We start from the raw sequence: 18,190 nt of genomic DNA on the forward strand, positions 1-18,190 counted from the left end.
TCATGAGAAAAAAAGATATTTTCCTGTTATTTTTTGTATTCATCAGTTTTATCAGTACCGGACAGGTGGTTCGAAAAAAAACTACCCTGCTTATGGGCGGAAGGTTTGATATTACGGTAATAGCAAAAGATACTTTAACGGCAGTACAATCTATAGACACTATAATTGGAGAAATTACCCGAATCGAAAATTTGATTTCGGACTGGAAACCCACTTCTCAGGTATCTGAAGTGAATCATAATGCCGGAATTTCTCCTGTAAAAGTGGATTGGGAAGTTTTTGAACTAACACAAAGAGCAATAAAACTATCACAGTTGACTAATGGTGCTTTTGATGTAAGTTTTGCCGCAATGGACAGAATCTGGAAATTTGACGGTTCTATGACCGAAATGCCTTCGGCGGAAGCCATAAAAAAATCGGTTGAGAAAGTCGGTTATAAAAATATTGTTTTAGACAGCGTTCAATCCACCATTTTCCTGAAACTAAAAGGAATGAAAATTGGTTTTGGAGCTTTGGGAGAAGGATACGCCACCGACAGATGCCGTGATATGATGCTGGCCAAAGGAATAGAATCCGGAATTGTAAACGCATCCGGCGATATGACAACCTGGGGCAAACAGCTTAACGGAAAAGACTGGAATATTGGTATTACAAATCCCTTTCATCCTGATGCTGTTTTTGCTGTGGTTCCTTTAAACGGAGGTGCCGTAACGACATCCGGCAATTATGAAAAGTTTGTTGAATTTAATGGTAAACGATATTCACACATTATCAATCCTGCAACAGGATATCCGGCAACAGGGCTTTGCAGTGTAACCGTTTTTGGCCCTAAAGCCGAAGTCGCAAATGGCTTTAGCACTTCACTAATGGTTTTAGGAAGAAAATCCGGAATGGAATTAATTGATCAATATCCTGATTACAGCTGTATCATGATTACGGATGATGGCAAAATTATTAAGTCTAAAAACTTTAAAATCAATAAAATTGATTCTAAATTGAAATAGTATTTAAACACATAGAAACATAGATTTTTAAACCTTTAAGGTTACAAAAGAAGCTTGCTTCTACACATGCAGAACAAATGTCTTAATACAAAGTGAAACGCCTTTAAGCGCAATTATAGACTATTTTTCTATGTGTTTAAAAACCTTTAGAGGTAAAAAAGTTATTTCCTCGCCGAAGACTCACGTACCAAAACCTCAGTATTCAAAAAAGTAATTTCCTTAACCTCATCGTGTTTGGCAGATTTTAGTTTTTTAATGATAATTTCAGCGGCTGCCTTGCCCATTTTTTCCGCAGGATGCGTTATGGTTGACAAATTTGGATCAATAATTTCAGAAATCGGGTCATTATTAAATCCAATAACAGCAACATCTTCAGGCACTTTTATGCCTCTTTTTTTGGCAGTCTGTACAGCACTTACGGCAATAATATCCCCGGGAGCAAAAATACCATCCGGAATTGGGTTTAAATCAAACAATTTATTGCTTGCCTTTACGCCCGCTTCATAAGTAACCGACTTTAAATTCACAATCAGTTCTTCATCGACAGGAAGATTATGGTCTCTCAGAGCTTCAGTGTAACCTCGTTTTCTTTCGTTATACAAATTACCAAATTCAGATCCTGCAGTCAAGTGCGCAATTCGGGTACAGCCCTGATCGATAAGGTGTTTGGTAGCTTTATAACCTGCAGAATAGTTATCAATAACCACTCTGAAAGTATTAAAATCTTTAGGAACCCTGTCAACAAAAACAAGCGGAATATTATTGTTCGAAAATTGCAGAAAATGCGAAGTATCCCTGGTTTCCATAGCCAAGGAGCAAATAACCCCACTTACACGGTTACTATACAAGGACTTAGCCATATTTACCTCCTCTTCTGAAGAGTCATGCGACTGCATAATAATTACCGTATAACCCGATTTTTGAGCTGCAATCTCGATACCGCTAATTAACGAAGACAAGAAAGGCTGCGTAACTGTCGGAATCAAAACACCTATAGTTTTTGTCTTATTTCCTCTCAGACCTGCTGCCAGTGTATTGGGTACAAAGCCCATTTCTTCAGCGGTTTTCTTTACTTTTTTTATCGTTTTTTCACTAATGGTATGATGATCTTTTAAAGCTCTTGAAATGGTTGAAGTAGCCAGATTTAGTCTCTCTGCAATATCATATATCGTGACATATTTATTTTCTTCCATGGAATAAGTACTAATTGTAGTGTAAAGATAATAATTTCTGCTAAAAACCAACCTTTGAAAAAATTCTAAGCCTTCACTTCTATAGCTATTTTCCTAATTTTTTAACTTTATTATTTAAAAATCAAAAAATATTTTCTTTATACAATCGGTTGTGTTATTTTTATTTTTTTATCTGAACAAACTATCTAACCATCATTTTTGAACTACAATTGTATGAAACCACTTCTTTGTCTTCTAATTTTAGTTACAGCTTTACAAGTAAACAGTCAGGAAAAAGAAAAATTTCTTTTTCAGAACCCAAATTTAAGTTTTGAAAAAAGAGTTGACGATCTTGTAAGCCAGCTGACACTGGAAGAAAAAGTATCACAAATGCTCAACTCCTCTCCTGCTATTCCGAGGCTCGAAATTCCTGCTTATGACTGGTGGAATGAAACACTTCACGGAGTGGCAAGAACGCCTTTTAAAGTCACTGTTTATCCACAGGCTATTGCCATGGCTGCTACTTTTGATAAAAATTCACTTTTTAAAATGGCCGATTATTCTGCACTTGAAGGAAGAGCGGTTTACAACAAAGCCGTTGAAACAGGACGAACCAATGAACGTTATCTTGGACTTACGTACTGGACACCCAATATCAATATTTTTCGTGATCCCCGCTGGGGACGCGGACAGGAAACTTACGGTGAAGATCCTTATCTGACAGGTGTTTTGGGCGATTCATTTGTAAAAGGGCTACAGGGAGATGACCCAAAATACCTCAAAGCTGCTGCGTGCGCGAAGCATTATGCTGTTCACAGTGGTCCGGAACCGCTGCGTCATACTTTTGATGTCGATGTAACACCTTACGAACTTTGGGATACTTATCTGCCTGCTTTTCAAAAACTGGTGACTGAATCTAAAGTTGCCGGGGTCATGTGCGCTTACAACGCTTTTAGAACTCAGCCTTGTTGTGCGAGTGATATTCTGATGACCGATATTTTAAGAAAACAATGGAAATTTGACGGTTATGTAACTTCTGACTGCTGGGCGATTGACGATTTCTTTAAAAACCACAAAACCCATCCAGATGCTGAATCCGCTTCGGCTGATGCCGTTTTTCACGGAACCGATATTGATTGCGGAACTGATGCTTACAAAGCTTTGGTACAGGCTGTAAAATCAGGAAAAATCTCCGAAAACCAAATTGATATTTCTGTAAAACGTCTTTTTATGATCCGTTTCAGATTAGGAATGTTTGATCCTGTAGAAATGGTAAAATACGCTCAGACGCCAGCATCAGTTTTAGAAAATGATGAACATAAGGCGCATGCCTTAAAAATGGCAAGACAATCTATGGTATTGCTTAAAAACGAAAATAAAACCCTGCCGCTGAGTAAAAAACTAAAAAAGATTGTGGTACTTGGGCCAAATGCAGATAATGAGATTGCTATTTTAGGAAATTACAACGGAATTCCTTCTAAATTAACTACCGTTTTGCAAGGCATCAAAGAAAAAGTGGGGAAAGATACGGAGGTGGTTTATGAGAAAGCAGTAAATTTTACAAATGACACTTTACTGGTATATGCGAATGTTAAAAATCAGTATTCGTTTGAAGGAAAACAAGGCTTTAAAGCCGAATATTTCAGCAATACAAACCTTTCAGGCGAACCGGAAACCATTCGGACAGAAACAGAAATCAATAACTTATGGCAGGAAGGCGAAGTCGTTACAAAAACAATAAAAGCTAATAATTTTTCTGCACGCTACACCACAAATTTTACAGCCGCACAAGATGGTACTATTGCATTTGAACTTACAGCAGATGACGGCTATCGCTTTTTGATTAATGGAAAAGAAGTTTTGAATGCCTGGAAAAAAAATCGCTGGGGAGGTCAGACGTATCAGTTACAAACCAAAAAAGGTTCTGTTTATAATTTTGTGGTCGAATACTGGCAGGGAGATGGAAAGGCCAATGTAGCCTTACATGCCGGAAATTATGAAAAAACAGATCTTAAGTCCCTCACTGATCGTATCAAGGACGCCGATGCTTTTGTTTTCGCCGGCGGAATATCACCTCAGCTTGAAGGCGAAGAAATGAAAGTTAATTTTCCAGGTTTCAAAGGAGGTGACCGTACTTCAATTCTCTTACCTGAAATTCAGACCGAATTATTGAAATCGCTGAAAACTACCGGAAAACCGGTCGTTTTTGTCATGATGACCGGAAGCGCTATCGCTATCCCGTGGGAAGCAGAAAATGTACCTGCAATTGTAAATGCCTGGTATGGCGGGCAGGCTGCCGGAACAGCTGTAGCTGATATTCTGTTTGGAGATTACAATCCGGCGGGAAGATTACCGGTTACGTTTTATAAAAGCGATGCTGATCTGGCTTCATTTGTTGATTATAAAATGGATAACAGAACTTATCGCTATTTTAAAGGAACTCCGCTTTATGGATTTGGGTATGGACTTAGTTATACCACATTTAAATATGACACTTTAAAAATTGCTTCTACCGTAACAAAAGGCAAAACTGTTCCTGTCTCTGTAAAAGTAACCAATACAGGCAAAATTGACGGTGAAGAAGTTGTTCAGTTGTATGTTGTGAATCAGAATGCATCGATAAAAGCGCCTTTGAAAACTTTGAAAGGATTTCAACGAATTAATCTTAAAGCCGGAGAAAGCAAAACAATTACCTTTACACTTTTGCCTGAAGATCTTTCGTATGTTACCGTCGAAGGAAATCAGCAGCAGTACAATGGCAAAATAAAAATTGCTGTAGGAGGAAGTCAGCCGGATGAACCAAATAAAACCAGTGGAAACATTGTAACTAAAACTATTGAAATACAATGACAATTTCAATGACAATGACAATTTCAATGTAAATATAAATATAAATATCAATTTCAATTTCAATGGCAATGGCAATGGCAATGAAAATGAAAATGGCAATTGAAAAATGGTAAGGATGAAACGACGATACAAATAAAAATCTGGTAATTTAATCAATTAAACCAAAATATGAATCTAAAAAACTGCATCGCTTTCTTATTGCTCTCTTTAATAAATACTTCAGCATTTGCCCAGTCAGAAAGCAGAAACTGGAATGGTAAAAAATGCGCCGTTGTTCTAACTTATGACGATGCCTTAAACATTCATCTCGACAAGGTAATTCCGATGCTGAATTCGTATCAGTTCAAGGGGACATTTTATCTGATCGGCAACTCTCCTGTTGTTTCGAAAAGGATTCCCGAGTGGCGAATTGCTGCAAAACAAGGACATGAATTGGGAAACCATACTTTAAACCATCCATGCGACGGTAGTTTACCGGGAAGAGGTTTTGTTACTACTGAAACAGATTTGTCAAAATATACAGTGCCAAGAGCTATCAATGAAATCAGAATTACTAATACTTTATTAAATGCGATTGATGGCAAAACCGAACGTACGTTTGCTTATCCTTGCGGGGATTTAACGATTAAGGATACACTTTATTATAATGCTTTAAAAACTGATTTTGTAGCTGCCAGAGGCGTTTCTTCGGGGTATGCAAATATGAAAGACGTTGATTTTTCTAATGTGAATTCGTTTTTCCAGAACGGAAGCACCGCCGAACAAATGATAGCGCAAATTGAAGAAGCGGAGAAAAAAGGTTCTTTTATTGTTTTTCTGTTTCATGGCGTAGGCGGTGAACATGCTTTGAATATCGATTTGGAAGAACACCGAAAATTACTGGAGTATCTAAAGAAAAGAAAAAAGGATATCTGGACGGCTCCAATGATTGAAGTGGCAAAGTATATCAGAGAAAATCAGAATAAATAATGAAAAATACCACTCATTGATGTCAGGCCGAACGGAGTCGAAGCCTCCTAAAAAATTTATCCAGTGCACAAATGGTTTCATTTGCAATAAACTTCGTCAGAAGCGTTTTTGTTAAAAAAAGGGCTTCGACTCCGCTTAGCCAGACAATTAAATTTTAACTTCACTAAGGGGTTAAAATACTATAGTCTATGTTCTAAAAACATTTAACCACGAATAAAATTCTGTCTGCGTGATATTTAAAACAAATTATCCTGAAATACTTACTTTTATTGAGAAAATTTAAATACTGTTATTTATATTTGTGCGAAAATAAAAAACAGGATTTATTCCCCAAATTGATCGCTGAATTATGAAAAAAATGTTTTTTACTGCCCTATTATTGTCTTTTTTTATTAATAACACAAACGCGCAGGTTGTAGGTCTTGAAATTGGCGACATCGCCCCGGAAATTGACCTTCCGGATACAAAAGGAGAAAAAGTTGCCCTCTCGTCTTTAAGAGGCACGCTGGTGTTAGTTGACTTTTGGGCTACCTGGTGTGGTCCATGTATAAAAGAACAGCCTGAATTGCTCAAATTGTATAATACGTATCCTGACAAACTTTCTATTTACGGAGTTTCTCTTGATTCCAAAAAGCCCGCATGGACCGGAACCATTACCAAACTGAAACTTCCGTGGACACAGGTAAGTGATTTAAAATACTGGAGTTCGCCAGTTGTTTCAGATTATATGGTACAGGCGCTACCTTATAATTTTTTACTGGACAAAAACGGCATTATCGTAGCAAAAAATATACACGGAGCCAAACTAAACGAATTGGTAAAGGAATTAACTGGCAGTTAATAAGTTTCGAAAAAACTTATTCTTCCCTTGCCAAATACTCTGGGAAGAATTTTAAACCCGAAAAACCACTTTTATTATATTTCCGAAAATAGCTGTCGATTTATTTGGCAGCTATTTTTTTTATTACTTACTTTGTATCTCAAAGTACTTTAATTTACACTTGTATGAAAAATAAAAAATATTTATTTCCGATCATAACTTTAATCCTAAGTTTTGGATGTGCCCTGTTTGTGGCTACAAAAGTTTTCCCTAATAACCCTTTTACGGGAACTGAGTTGGAAAAGATTGCTTCAGACAAATTCAAAGATGGCGATATTATTTTTCAAACCTCTGAATCTGCGCAGTGTGAAGCGGTGCGAATAGCAACTAAATCAAAGTTTTCCCACTGTGGCATAATTTTTACCGAAAATGGCAAACAATTTGTTTTAGAAGCCGTTCAGCCTGTTAAAATTACACCACTGGAAAACTGGATCAGACACGGAAGAAATTCTAAATATGTTGTAAAAAGATTAAAAAATGCCTCAGCCGTTTTGAATGCAGAAACGCTTCAAAAGATGAAATCTTACGGAAAGCAATTTATCGGTAAAGAATACGACGCTTACTTTGAATGGACAGACAACAGAATCTATTGCTCTGAATTAGTCTGGAAAATATATAAAAACGGAGCCGGAATTGAGCTTTCACAACTTAGAGAACTGAAAGAATTTAGTCTGGACGATCCAAGAGTTCAGTTCATATTGAAAGAGCGCTACGGCAATGAGATTCCACTTAAAGAAAAAGTCGTTGCCCCTTCTGACCTTGCTGATTCGAAACTGTTGACAACGGTTTTTGATAATTATTAAGAAACACTAATAATTTATAAACGAATGTTATACTGTGGGGAGTTAGAGCTTTTAATTTAAAGGGCTTCGACTCCGCTCAGCCTGACATGTTCAAAAACCCAAAAACCAATAACTATTAAAAGCTATTTCAATTTAGCTTTTTTATTTACTATTTAACTTTGAATTTCAAAGAACTTTAAAAACATAAAAAACATGAAAGACTACCTGATCGAAAAACTTTATGAATGTACCAAAGTACCTTATCAAAAATACTTTAAAAGAAACAAACCCTGGGACGTTGACAAAGCAACGCTCCTAAACTATCCGGAAGGCAGTTTAGGATTTGGCTTAGGAAACTTTCTTGATAAAAATCATTTTGATATGCAGCCCAAATTAGAAGATCATGATGTCATTCATGTTTTAACGAATACCGGAATTTCAGTTGTCGATGAAATCGGGATGCAGTATTATCTTTTAGGAAACGGAAAGAGAAGTATGTATTTGTTTTTAGTGATCTTTTCTGGAACTCCTTTCTACCCTAAACAAATTCGGTATTTTATTGAACAATACAAAAGAGGCAAAAAAGCACATTCATTTCATTATCTGAATTTTTCAAATATGCTTTTTGTACCCATTAAAACGATTCAACACATTTTTAATATTTAAACTTATGCAAACTTTAAATAAAAAACTTTCAGAGGAAACCCAGTCTATTGAATTGGTAATCGGAACTTTTATAATCAGTACTGTCTTATTTGCCTTTTATATGTTTACCAGCCAAAATGCTAATGTTCTGTTATTTGCTTTTCCTTTTGCTGTTTCAGTTTTATTTTTAAACGCAATTATGCTATTTCATCTGACAAACCGTTTTATAAAATTATATAAGGAACGAAAAGATATAGCGATTAAGATTTTGCTGGTGTTGAGTAATATTCCTGTTGCGTTTTTGTATTATGCTGTTGCGATAAAATCGTGATAATGGTTTTATATTATTTCAAATATGCTTTTTCTTTCTTCTTCAGAATTTAGTAAAAAATGGTGCAGGTTCCAAGGTGCAGGTTTAACCTCATCTGAATAAAAACAACAATTTATCATCTCATAAGTTTGTAATTCAATACAAACTGCATTTATGTCTAATTCATAACATTCAGAATATGTCGAATGAGCTGGGTTAGGAAAAGAATCCTTGTAGGTTTTATTATATCTTGGTTGAAAATATTTAATCAAAGCAGCTTCTGTAAAATTTATTTTCTGTTGTTCATTTATACCTTCCCCTGCTAATTTATCACTAACTTTTTTTCTTCTAATACCATCTTCCTTTAGTTCCTCATTTGAAAATTTTGTACGACCGTCCATCATCACAAAATTTATTTGGGAAAATGAAGCTAATGCTAAATAAATTTCACTATCAGGGTTATTTATTATTGCCTCTGCATAAATTCCTTGTAGCGTTGAGTGACTTACTAAACGGTCTGGAGCTGTTCTTGCCCCTTCTACACCATATGATTGCCCGATATAAAGCACTTCCAAATTTAAAAAATCCCCTGAGGCATAAGTCTGTAAAAAGGGGGAAACTTTAGCATCTACTAATACTACATCATTGCTTTTTAATTGAAATATATTAAAAGGATAAGAAGAAACAATTTGAATGTCTTTCGATTCTAAATTATTTGCGAATTTATATTCTTTCTCTTCAATTATTCCTTTTCTGTTAATTCCAAATGTCATTTTTAGGTATTCATCCCTTGCTTCAAATTTTTCTGGAATTATAGTAAGTCTTGGTTTTTTACATATAAAATAAATATGGCAAGGGCTGTTTTCGTCAAAATAATTAAACTCTGATACGAATTTTAATTCTGGTTGTTGGATAATCATTATTTTATCCAAGCTCATGTTTATTGCAAATTCAGTTGGAAGCCTTTTACTCATTTATTTATTGCTTTTTTTGCTTTTAAATTACCAAATTATTCATTTAAAATCAATTAACAACAATCCCTCCCTGGTCAATCAAATAAAGTAAAGTTGTCATGGTCGCCGCACCAAGTTCCAGTTCTCTTTTGTTGATGGCATCAAATTTATCGTTTGCAGCATGGTGGTAATCAAAATAGCGTTGTGAATCCGGTTTTAAACCTGCTTTAACAATAGCTTTAGAGGTCAAATGACCAATATCTGAACCTGCATGCCCAATGGTAAAACTATGCACTAAATAAGGTTCGAAAAGATCTTTGTAACCTTGTATCTTCTTCAAATTAGCATCATCCGCTTCAATTGAGAAACCTCTTGGTGTAAATCCGCCTGAGTCACTTTCTAAAGCAAAAATATGGTTTTCGTTCTTTTGCTTTGAAACTTCTTCGTATTTGGCTCCGCCTTTTCCGCCATTTTCTTCGTTCATAAATAAAACGACACGAATTGTATTTTTTGGTTTGTAATTGAAACTTTTAAGAATACGAACCACTTCCATACTTTGCACTACTCCTGCCCCATCGTCATGAGAACCGTCTGCCAAATCCCAGGAATCCAAATGTCCGCCCACAACCATAATGTTTTCAGGCGTTACTGTTCCTTTGATTTCTCCGATTACGTTGTACGAAAGAACATCCGGCAAAGTTTCGCAGGATTGTTTGAAATAAAATTTTAAAGCAGGATTATTTTTTAAAGTAGCACTTAATAATTCAGCTCCGTTTGTGCTGATAGCTGCTGTTGGAATATATTGCTCTTTTGGCAAGTCGCCATAACTCTGAGCTCCTGTATGTGGAAAATCGTCTAAACGTAAATTCATTGAACGAACGATGGTTCCTACTGCACCGAGTTTAGCAGCTTCTTTCGCTCCGGCAAATCTCTGGTCTACACAGGCTCCATAAGATTTGAAGGTTTCAATATTTTCAGGATTCATTGGTCGGTTAAAAAACACAATTTTTCCTTTTACTTTATCTCCTAATGTTTTTAATTCTTCAATACCCTGTACTTCGACCACTTCAGCTGTAAGTCCTGTTTTTGGTGTTGCAACAGAGCCACCCAAAGCACAGATTGGTACTGTGGTTTTTACTTTTCCGTTTAAAATAAAAGCCGTTTCTTTTTCTCCGCGTACCCAATGCGGCACCATAACTTCCTGCAGATACACTTTATCAAGACCTAAACTTTCTAATTGCGTTTTGGTATAATTAACCGCCAACTGGGCATTCTGAGAACCTGACAACCGAGCTCCAATATCGTTGGACAAATACTCTAACCATGTGTAACATTTAGAATCGGTTAAGGCTTTTTTGTAGAATAATTTAATGTTTTTTTCATCATTTGACTGTGCGAATGAAGTCAGTCCGTTTAAAACTAAAACAGCTAAAAAAAATGTTTTTTTCATTGGTTATAAAGTATTTGGGGTTTCTTTTTTGGTTTTACAAAAGAACAAAATTCTTTATAACTCTTACTGCTTTCGTATACCTTTTTCTACAAATAAGAAAAAATTATTATTATTTCCATCAGTTGAAACCGTTGATTATAGTTAAACCGTGTATTGTCTTTATTGTTTTTATTTTTTAATGTTCATAAAAAAGCAAAATGTTATCCTTTAGCCCCGATTAAAGAGGAAATTCTTTTGCTTTTTTCTTTAAAAAGCAAAAGATTACTTCACTTAACTTTTATTTTTAATAGGTGTTCAGTGAACTTCGTTTGGAACGGAAAGCGGGACGATGTTTACTAAAAAACAATAATCATTCTGCTTCAAAAATTACTCATCGAGTTAAGGCTACAAATAATTATTTTACTTCGACAATTTTATTTTTTGCGCCGATTCCGTTTTCGTTGAAAGCTTCAATTGTAAAATAATACTTTGTGCCTTTATCCAAACCTCTGAAATCATAGGAACCATCGCCGTAAACCATAATACTGTTGTATAATTTATCAGGTGCAATTCCGTAATAAATATGATAGCCGATTGCATCATTTTGTTTTTTCCATGAAATTATGGCATTTCGTGAATCCGCTTTATTTCTGTTTACTTTAAAAGAAGAAACTGCTTTCGGTTTTTCCAATAATCCATTACCAAAAACCCTGAAATCTGAAATTGCGAACAAACCTGAAGCGTTGTGAATGTTCTCCATTTTGATATAACGCGCTTTGATTGATTTTGTGAGTTCAAGATAATCATGAGGCGTATCTTTGTCATTTTTGGATTTATCGACAACTAAAGTCCAGTTTACACCATCATCCGACATGAATATCTTATACTGATAATAAATATCCATGGCCTTATTGAACTGAGTGGCTTTATGATCTGCATAATTGATCTGTAATGCTCTAATTTCCATTGATCTTCCCAAATCCATTTGAAGCCATTCACCCGGATTATTGGTTTTGGCAGACCAATACGTCTGAATATTTTCATCGGTTAAATTATCAGGACCATAGCAGAATTTCTCATAGACTTTTTTACCTCCGTTGTCCATTCGGTGTGTTTCGACTTCCATACATTCTTCCGAAGAAGAAACAGTCACAGGCTTTTTGTATGAAAGCAGCATCCAGCCTGATGAAGCTCCTTGTTCATGATTGCGAAGTTTTGTTGGAAGAATTATTGGAAAATCACCATAAGAAGTGTTTGAATACATGACATCGTCTTTATCAAATCCGGCAGGAAACATATCGATACGACGCTCAAAACGGTCTTTTATAGAGATTTTACAGGTTCCGGTATTCCAGTAATTTCCGTAATTGTCTGCAAAAGTATTTCCGTGTCCGGCGCCAATTACAAATCCGCCCGGTTTATACGACATCGGATTGTGTTTTTGATAGGTAAAAGGTCCTAACGGATGATCGCCTACGTGAATCCCATTCGCATAGCCTTTGAATTCGGTTGCCGGTGCCCCGTACTGCATATAATATTTACCATTGTGTTTGGTCATCCATGCTCCCTCGATAAAATTTCCCCAGGGAGCAGGTTCCATATCATTGTTTGGTCCAAAACGTTCCCAGCCATGAGCTGATGGATTTAGAATCGCCACTTCTTTAATCTGACCATACGGATGCTGAATATCTTCAACTTCAGTCGCTTTGTATAATGTTGCATAATCTGCCTGATTTCCTTTTGGAAGCCAGGTTTTATAATCAACCTCAACACCTACAAGAGGCAGTTTTCCGCTTGAACCGTAATACATATATACTTTTTTGTCATCGTCCTGAAAAATGGCCGGATCCCATGTAGGAAGCATTGCTTTGTCTACGTGACGTGTCCATCTGCCTGATTTTGGATCTGCTGTTTTCCAGATGGGATGATCCCTTTTCCAGGTCGAGCCTACATAAAATAAAGTGTCATTTACCACCCAGGCTGCCGGAGCGCACTGATCATCATCGCCAGGTTGTCTTTGAAAACTTCCGTAAACAAAATTCCAGTCGGACATGTCTTTACTCCAAAAGAAACCCGCCTGATTTGTGGCAAATAAATAATAGTCGCCTTTGTACGTAATGATTACCGGATCGGCACTGGAACGCCGGGATTCCGGGATTCCGTTATGATTATACGTTGTATAATTGTAACCAATGTTAATGGGATTACAGTACGTTGTTGCAGGTCTGGCAGAATCAAACCATTCTGTTTTTTGTGCCGTGATATTGCTATTAAATCCTATCAAAAACAACAAAAGCGGTATTGAAGACAGTTTATACATCTCTTAATTTTTATATTTTAAAATTGAGTTAGGAGTTATTACTTCGCCCTTACTCTTTACTCTTTACTCTTTACTCTTTACTCTTTACTCTTTACTCTTTACTCTTTATCCTCTGAATCAGCAGTTCCGGTTCATTTGTGGTGATGTAATTGAATTTATGAGCGATAATCCAATCCATATCTTTGGCTTCATTGACGGTCCATGCATTCAGTATCATTTTATGGTTTTTGGCTTCCTGAATCCATTCGGGGTGTTTTTGAAAGACAGAATAATGATAGTCGACACCATTAATATTATCTGCTTTTACTTCTTTTGGAGATTTATTTCCTTCCAGATATTGCAGAGAAGCTTTGGAGTCAATTGCTCTGATTTGCTTTAGAATTTCATAATCAAAACTAATGTAGCAGGTGTTTTTGTCGGCTTTCAGTTTCCTGATAGTTTCAACAGCTAGAACGGCAGTTTTTTTTCCTCTCTCTTTACTTATTTCCGAAGGCTTTATTTCGCATACCAAAAGTGTCTGTTTGTTGTTTTGCATTCCTTCTGAAATATATTCAAACAAGGTTGGTAGCTTTTCTCCGTTTGAAAGTTTAAATTTTATCAAATCTGCATAATTGGTTTCTTCGATGAGTAATTTATTATAATGCGCATCGTGATTGATTACAAGCGAATCATCAGCGGTTCTCCAGACATCAAATTCTGAACCAGGCAGTTTGAGTTCAATTGCATGCCTTAATGCTGCAATTGAATTTTCCGGGAGATTGTTTTTCTTCCAGGCTCCTCTGTGCGCCACAATACTATTAATATTTGTACTGCAGGACGAAAAAACAGCTGAGACTAAAAAAAGAAAGCAAACCTGAGCTGTATTAAATGTTTTCATTTTGTAATAATCTATATGAGTGTAATTATTTTTAAGTTGGTTAAGTCTATTTGTAATGTTTTTTTAACACAATGAATATTGATAAATATCACTTTTATAAAAAAGCCCTCCGTATAACCAGTACGAAGGGCAATTACTAATAACAAACCAATTACTTAGTTAACTCAAAACTAACTTTCTTATCGGCAGCTGAATTTCCTCCTACGAAAACATCAAACTGTCCGGGCTCTGCTACGAATTGTAAATCAGAGTTATAAAATTTTAAATCTTCAACAGTAATATCAAAACTTACTGTTTGTTTCTCTCCTTTTTTAAGTGTTATTTTTTGGAAACCTTTCAGTTCCCTAACCGGTCTTGTTACTGAACCAACCAAATCTCTTATATACAACTGAACGGTTTCTTTTCCGTCAAAATTACCTGTATTCGTTACGTCTACGGTTACTTTCAGTTTTCCGCTGAAATTCATTTTATCAGAAGAAATTTTCAGGTTTGAATAATCGAAAGTCGTATAACTCAATCCAAATCCGAATGGAAATAAAGGCTCGTTTCTTTCATCAATATAATTAGATTTGAATTTTTCGAATTTTCCTTCTGTATTAGAAAGCGGTCTTCCTGTATTTTTATGTGCATAATAAATCGGTACCTGACCCACGCTTCTTGGGAAAGTCGTTGTTAATTTTCCGGAAGGATTTACATCTCCAAATAAAACATCCGCAATAGCGTGACCTGCTTCGCTTCCGGCAAACCAAACGTTTAAAATGGCAGGAACAGTTGCATTTTCATCATTTAAAACCAAAGGGCGACCATCAAACAGAACCAAAACGACCGGTTTTCCGGTTTTTAACAAAGCGTTCAATAAATCTTTTTGAGCCTGTGGAATTTCCAGATTGGTACGGCTGCTGGATTCTCCGCTCATTTCGGCAGATTCTCCTAAGGCAGCCACAATTACATCTGATTGTTCAGCGACTTTTAAAGCTTCTGCAATTAATTCTTCTTTAGGACGAGCGTCACGATTTAAGGTTTTACCAAACATAGTGGCATTGGTTTCAAAAGTTTCATTGTAATCTAAATTGCTTCCTTTTGCGTAAAGCACTTTTACAGATTTTCCGCCTACATCCTGAATTCCCTGCAATAAAGAAATACATTTTTCGCCAACAGTTGCGACACTCCAGGTTCCCGACATATTGTTTCTGGCATCTGCCAAGGGTCCGATAAGGGCAATTGTACCTGATTTTTTAAGAGGCAATACCTGATTTTGATTTTTTAATAAAACCAATGACTGTGCGGAAATCTCACGCGCTTCTTTTCGGCTGGCAGCAGTAAAGATTTCTGTTTTGGCTCTGTTTACATCACAATATTTATATGGATCGTGGAATAATCCTAAATCGTATTTGGCTTCTAAAATCAATTTAACAGCATTGTCAATGGTTTCTATTGTCACTTTTTTCTCGTCTAAAGATTTCTTCAGAGTTCCTAAAAATCCTTCACCCACCATATCCATTTCAACTCCGGCATTTAAAGCCAAAGCCGAAACCTGCTGCAAATCGCCCATTCCGTGATCAATCATTTCAGGAATTCCGGTGTAATCTGTTACCACAAAGCCTTTAAAGCCCCATTGTTTTCTCAAAACATCTGTCATTAACCATTTGCTTCCCGTTGCAGGAATTCCGTCGACTTCATTAAAAGATGCCATAACCGAACCTACACCGGCATCAACTGCGGCTTTATAAGGCGGAAAATAATCATTAAACATTCGGATGTGACTCATGTCTACGGTATTGTAATCACGACCTGCTTCAGGAGCACCGTATAAGGCAAAATGCTTAACACAAGCCAAAATGGAATTGTTTTTAGAAAGATCGTGCTGCTGGTATCCGTTCACCATTGCTTTTGCAATCTGGCTTCCTAAATACGGATCTTCCCCTGAACCTTCGGAAATCCTTCCCCAACGAGGATCCCGCGAAATGTCTACCATAGGAGAAAATGTCCAGTTGATACCATCAGCACTTGCTTCCTGCGCAGCAATCTGTGCGCTTCTCTCAATCAGCTTCATATCCCAGGTACAGGATAATCCAAGCGGAATTGGGAATGTGGTTTCGTAACCGTGAATCACGTCCATACCAAAAAGCAGCGGAATTTTTAAGCGGCTTTTTTCAACCGCAATTTTCTGTACTTCTTTGATTTTCTGAACCGATTTTATATTGAACAAACCGCCTACTTTTCCTTCAGCAATATTTTTTGCAACATTCGAACTGTTTGCCTGACCTGTTGTAATATCACCCGAAGTAGGTAAATTTAACTGACCAATTTTTTCGTCTAAAGTCATTTTTGACATTAATTCTGCAACAAACTCGGCTTTTGGTTTAATTTTTACTGCATTTTTAGCATTCTTTTTTTGAGCATAACCCAAAACAGTACAGCTTAAAAACAGTATGATTAATTTCTTTTTCATATTAAATAATATTTTGTTCTTTTATGTAAATCGCCATTGCTTTATTCCTATTTTGGTTCGGAACAATGGCGATTTTATAAATGTGGTATTTATGTGGTATTTATTGTTTTCGGAAGGTTTAAAAACCGTATTTCGTTGAATGAAAGCCTAAATTTAACAGGCCTTGCTTCGTTTCCGTTGCGTTCATAAATAGTTTCCATAACAATCCTGAACGATAATTTTCGATCATGGGCGCAATTGTTCCCTGATCTATGGCTAAATAGCGTTTTGTTACCCAATTATACTGTGGTGAAAAAGCATCGTAAGGACCTGCAATTCCAACATACTGTGCCTTATTTTCATCATATAAATAATGCAAAAACTTCATTGCTTCAACAGGTGCAAAAGGAAAAGAAGACAAAGCTGCCGTTGGCGAAATCACTCCGGTATCATTGTTTGGCTGATGCGCCGTATAGCCCGTTGTTCCGTCTGGATTGCGCGTGTAACTTGCTGTTAAACCCCAGCATTTATCAGAGTAGCCTTTCCATCCTTTTGGATTTACAACACTGTGCTGCACCATAATTTTAGCATGGTTCTGAGTCAAAACTCCATAATCAGCGTATTTGTCTTTTAGATTATTTGGATCTAAACCTAAATATGAATAATGCGACCAGAACATCGGACCTACATTTCCTGTTGCTCCGTTATAATTTAAAACAACCGGAATTCCGTATTGAGAACTTCCGTTTACAATGGCTCCGTTTCTTGCCCAGGCTTTGTGATACGCTTCTGCAGAAATGGGATGTGTTGGTGATGAAGCTGCCATGATGTAGGTAATCAAACACTCGTTGTACCCTTCTAATTTAAAGTTCATATCCCAGCCATAATTAGGAGACCAGTGCCAGTATAGTGCCTCTTCGCCTTTGGTGTACCAGTCCCATTCGACACCTTTCCAAAGTTCGTCTGCTTTGGCTGCCAATGCTTTTTCAGCTGTACTTCCGTTTTTAAAATATTCTCTAATCGTAATTAAGGCTTGGCAAACAAATGAAGTTTCAACCAAATCACCTCCATTATCTTTTGTCCCAAACGGAATCACTTTTCCTGATGTATTATCCATCCAGTGTGGCCATGCGCCGTGAAACCGTTCTGCTTTTTCAAGAAAAGTTAAAGCCGTTGAAAGTCTGGAAACAGCTTCGGCCCTTGGCAAAAAACCTCTTTCCACACCTACAACAATAGTCATTAACCCAAAACCTGAACCGCCTGTTGTAATAATATTGGATTCGAAAGCGGGATCTTCAGTGATATATCTTTCCCGGGTCAGTTTTGAATTCGGATCGGCATAGTCCCAGAAATATTTGATGGCATCTTTCTGAACCTGATCCATTGCCTCTGCATCCGTCAATGGTTTAGTAGGAACAACCGGATTTGTTGGCAATGGTGTACCTCCGTCATTTCCTCCTTCGGGAGAAGAAGAAGAACACGCCATAAAAACGCTTAGAAAAAGAATGATATATAAGCTATGTTTCATTTTATAATTGTTTGTGGTATTATTATTTAAAATACACCTG

General features: G+C 36.6%; 14 protein-coding genes. 7 read left to right on the forward strand and 7 right to left on the reverse strand.

Features of this window, described 5'->3' with window-relative positions:
• Positions 1 to 2 precede the first annotated feature (2 nt).
• Complete coding sequence (locus tag AAEO57_RS12265) at positions 3 to 1,004, forward strand: FAD:protein FMN transferase (protein WP_341692984.1); 1,002 nt, start codon at positions 3 to 5, stop codon at positions 1,002 to 1,004.
• Positions 1,005 to 1,165: 161 nt separating this feature from the next.
• On the opposite strand, the gene AAEO57_RS12270 is transcribed toward AAEO57_RS12265, so the two are convergent.
• Complete coding sequence (locus AAEO57_RS12270) at positions 1,166 to 2,197, reverse strand: LacI family DNA-binding transcriptional regulator (RefSeq protein WP_341692986.1); 1,032 nt, start codon at positions 2,195 to 2,197, stop codon at positions 1,166 to 1,168.
• A 213-nt stretch (positions 2,198 to 2,410) separates the two neighbouring features.
• On the opposite strand from AAEO57_RS12270, the gene AAEO57_RS12275 reads away from it, so the two are divergent.
• From AAEO57_RS12275 to AAEO57_RS12300, 6 genes are all read left to right on the forward strand, one after another.
• Entirely contained in the window at positions 2,411 to 5,026 is a 2,616-nt protein-coding gene (locus AAEO57_RS12275) for a glycoside hydrolase family 3 C-terminal domain-containing protein (protein WP_341692987.1), read from the forward strand.
• Positions 5,027 to 5,194: 168 nt separating this feature from the next.
• Positions 5,195 to 5,995 (forward strand): polysaccharide deacetylase family protein, encoded by an 801-nt coding sequence (locus AAEO57_RS12280; protein ID WP_341692989.1) that lies wholly within the window; start codon positions 5,195 to 5,197, stop codon positions 5,993 to 5,995.
• Between the two features lie 349 nt (positions 5,996 to 6,344).
• Positions 6,345 to 6,836, forward strand: coding sequence for a TlpA family protein disulfide reductase (locus AAEO57_RS12285; protein ID WP_341692991.1), 492 nt, complete (start codon positions 6,345 to 6,347; stop codon positions 6,834 to 6,836).
• A gap of 164 nt (positions 6,837 to 7,000) precedes the next feature.
• Entirely contained in the window at positions 7,001 to 7,678 is a 678-nt protein-coding gene (locus tag AAEO57_RS12290; protein WP_341692993.1) for a YiiX family permuted papain-like enzyme, read from the forward strand.
• A 192-nt stretch (positions 7,679 to 7,870) separates the two neighbouring features.
• Positions 7,871 to 8,323 (forward strand): hypothetical protein, encoded by a 453-nt coding sequence (locus tag AAEO57_RS12295; RefSeq protein WP_341692995.1) that lies wholly within the window; start codon positions 7,871 to 7,873, stop codon positions 8,321 to 8,323.
• A 4-nt stretch (positions 8,324 to 8,327) separates the two neighbouring features.
• Entirely contained in the window at positions 8,328 to 8,633 is a 306-nt protein-coding gene (locus AAEO57_RS12300; protein ID WP_341692997.1) for a hypothetical protein, read from the forward strand.
• Between the two features lie 8 nt (positions 8,634 to 8,641).
• Here AAEO57_RS12300 and AAEO57_RS12305 read toward each other — a convergent pair whose 3' ends face one another.
• The 6 genes from AAEO57_RS12305 to AAEO57_RS12330 form a co-directional block, all read right to left on the reverse strand.
• Complete coding sequence (locus tag AAEO57_RS12305; protein WP_341692999.1) at positions 8,642 to 9,586, reverse strand: hypothetical protein; 945 nt, start codon at positions 9,584 to 9,586, stop codon at positions 8,642 to 8,644.
• Positions 9,587 to 9,635: 49 nt separating this feature from the next.
• On the reverse strand, positions 9,636 to 11,015 hold the full coding sequence (locus AAEO57_RS12310) for a M20/M25/M40 family metallo-hydrolase (RefSeq protein WP_341693001.1): 1,380 nt from the start codon (positions 11,013 to 11,015) through the stop codon (positions 9,636 to 9,638).
• A 394-nt stretch (positions 11,016 to 11,409) separates the two neighbouring features.
• A complete protein-coding gene (locus tag AAEO57_RS12315) occupies positions 11,410 to 13,314 on the reverse strand; it encodes a discoidin domain-containing protein (protein ID WP_341693004.1) in 1,905 nt (634 codons plus the stop codon).
• A 91-nt stretch (positions 13,315 to 13,405) separates the two neighbouring features.
• Positions 13,406 to 14,191 (reverse strand): glycerophosphodiester phosphodiesterase family protein, encoded by a 786-nt coding sequence (locus AAEO57_RS12320; RefSeq protein ID WP_341693006.1) that lies wholly within the window; start codon positions 14,189 to 14,191, stop codon positions 13,406 to 13,408.
• A gap of 151 nt (positions 14,192 to 14,342) precedes the next feature.
• Positions 14,343 to 16,643 (reverse strand): beta-glucosidase BglX, encoded by a 2,301-nt coding sequence (gene bglX / locus AAEO57_RS12325; protein WP_341693008.1) that lies wholly within the window; start codon positions 16,641 to 16,643, stop codon positions 14,343 to 14,345.
• Between the two features lie 118 nt (positions 16,644 to 16,761).
• Positions 16,762 to 18,150 carry a glucoamylase family protein gene (locus AAEO57_RS12330; protein ID WP_341693010.1) on the reverse strand — a complete coding sequence of 463 codons (1,389 nt, stop codon included), beginning with the start codon at positions 18,148 to 18,150 and terminating at the stop codon, positions 16,762 to 16,764.
• Between the last annotated feature and the right edge of the window lie 40 nt (positions 18,151 to 18,190).

It is taken from the genome of Flavobacterium calami (assembly GCF_038290035.1).
In the GTDB taxonomy this organism is placed as follows: Bacteria; Bacteroidota; Bacteroidia; order Flavobacteriales; family Flavobacteriaceae; genus Flavobacterium; species Flavobacterium calami.

Bases quoted from the DNA above. Each gene is read 5' to 3' on its own strand.
- AAEO57_RS12295 (WP_341692995.1), top strand. From the start codon at position 7,871: ATGAAAGACTACCTGATCGAAAAACTTTATGAATGTACCAAAGTACCT.
- AAEO57_RS12300 (WP_341692997.1), top strand. From the start codon at position 8,328: ATGCAAACTTTAAATAAAAAACTTTCAGAGGAAACCCAGTCTATTGAA.
- AAEO57_RS12280 (WP_341692989.1), top strand. From the start codon at position 5,195: ATGAATCTAAAAAACTGCATCGCTTTCTTATTGCTCTCTTTAATAAAT.
- AAEO57_RS12315 (WP_341693004.1), bottom strand. From the start codon at position 13,314: ATGTATAAACTGTCTTCAATACCGCTTTTGTTGTTTTTGATAGGATTT.
- AAEO57_RS12330 (WP_341693010.1), bottom strand. From the start codon at position 18,150: ATGAAACATAGCTTATATATCATTCTTTTTCTAAGCGTTTTTATGGCG.
- AAEO57_RS12290 (WP_341692993.1), top strand. From the start codon at position 7,001: ATGAAAAATAAAAAATATTTATTTCCGATCATAACTTTAATCCTAAGT.
- AAEO57_RS12310 (WP_341693001.1), bottom strand. From the start codon at position 11,015: ATGAAAAAAACATTTTTTTTAGCTGTTTTAGTTTTAAACGGACTGACT.
- AAEO57_RS12305 (WP_341692999.1), bottom strand. From the start codon at position 9,586: ATGAGTAAAAGGCTTCCAACTGAATTTGCAATAAACATGAGCTTGGAT.
- AAEO57_RS12275 (WP_341692987.1), top strand. From the start codon at position 2,411: ATGAAACCACTTCTTTGTCTTCTAATTTTAGTTACAGCTTTACAAGTA.
- AAEO57_RS12270 (WP_341692986.1), bottom strand. From the start codon at position 2,197: ATGGAAGAAAATAAATATGTCACGATATATGATATTGCAGAGAGACTA.
- AAEO57_RS12320 (WP_341693006.1), bottom strand. From the start codon at position 14,191: ATGAAAACATTTAATACAGCTCAGGTTTGCTTTCTTTTTTTAGTCTCA.
- AAEO57_RS12265 (WP_341692984.1), top strand. From the start codon at position 3: ATGAGAAAAAAAGATATTTTCCTGTTATTTTTTGTATTCATCAGTTTT.
- AAEO57_RS12285 (WP_341692991.1), top strand. From the start codon at position 6,345: ATGAAAAAAATGTTTTTTACTGCCCTATTATTGTCTTTTTTTATTAAT.
- bglX (WP_341693008.1), bottom strand. From the start codon at position 16,643: ATGAAAAAGAAATTAATCATACTGTTTTTAAGCTGTACTGTTTTGGGT.